1 protein-coding gene is annotated in these 1,183 nt (G+C 68.0%); it reads left to right on the top strand.

Annotated features, from left to right (window positions below):
* A partial coding sequence (locus tag AB0D04_RS42720; protein WP_362712892.1) for a KR domain-containing protein occupies positions 1-1,183 on the top strand: 1,183 nt, incomplete at both ends.

The following is a 1,183-nucleotide window of genomic DNA, read 5'->3' as shown; positions in this document are numbered from 1 at the left end:
GCGCTGGCCGGTGAGGAGATCAGTGCGGTCTTCCATACGGCGGGGGTTTTGGATGACGGTGTGGTCGATGGTCTTACTCCTGAGCGGTTCCGGACCGTCTTCGGTCCGAAGGTCGATGCCGCCCGCAACCTGCATGACCTCACCCGCGACCATCCCGTGACGGCCTTCGTCCTGTTCTCTTCGATGGCCGGAGCCATCGGCGGTTCGGGGCAGGGCAATTATGCGGCGGCGAATGCGTATCTCGATGCGTTGGCTGAGCTGCGTGTGAGTGAGGGGCTTCCGGCGACGTCTGTGGCGTGGGGTGCGTGGGACCAGGCCGGCATGGCCACCGCAGATGTGGTGGAGGGCCGGCTGGCGCGGGGTGGTGTCGGTGCCATGGCACCCGAACTGGCTCTCCGCGCAATGCAACGTGTACTGGGTGCCGAGGCGTGCCCGATCATCGCGGACATCGACTGGGATCGCTACGCCCCCGCATTCACCGCTGTCCGGCCCAGCCCCCTGCTCACCGGCGTGCCCGAGGCCCGCCAGGCGATCGAGAGCGCGGGCGCCGGATCGGCTGCTGTGGCTGCTGCGGAGGGGGAGCTCGCTGCTCGCTTGGCGGGTCTGGCCGCCGGGCAGCGGGAGCGAGTGGTTCTGGACCTGGTACGTGCCCAGGCAGCGGCCGTACTCGGGCACAGCTCGATGGAGGCGGTCGCTCCGGATCGGGCGTTCCGGGAGCTCGGTTTCGATTCCCTCACCGCCGTGGAGTACCGCAATCGCCTCACGGCGGCTCTCGAGTCGTCACTGCCCGCCACTCTGATCTTCGACTACCCCACGCCGGCCACTCTCGCGCACCACATCGTTGCCGAGGTACTCGGCGACGACGTGCGGCCCGCCGATGAGACGGGTGTGTTGTCGGTGGTGGACGAGCCTGTCGCGATCGTGGGCATGTCCTGCCGCTTCCCGGGCGGGGTCAGCACACCGGAGGACCTGTGGCGGCTGCTGGTCACGGGCGGCGATGCCATGGAGCCGTTCCCGGATGACCGAGGCTGGGACTTGGGATCGCTGATTGATCCGGAGAGGAGCCGGCCTGGCACCAGTTACATCCAGGAGGGTGGCTTCGTTCGGGAGGCCGGTGATTTCGACGCTGAGTTGTTTGGTATTTCGCCGCGTGAGGCGGTGGCGATGGATCCGCAGCAGCGGA

Source organism: Streptomyces sp. NPDC048483 (assembly GCF_040651455.1).
Classification (GTDB): Bacteria; Actinomycetota; Actinomycetes; order Streptomycetales; family Streptomycetaceae; genus Streptomyces.
Note: the sequence above shows the minus strand (reverse complement) of the source record. Positions and strands in the feature narration are given on the sequence as shown.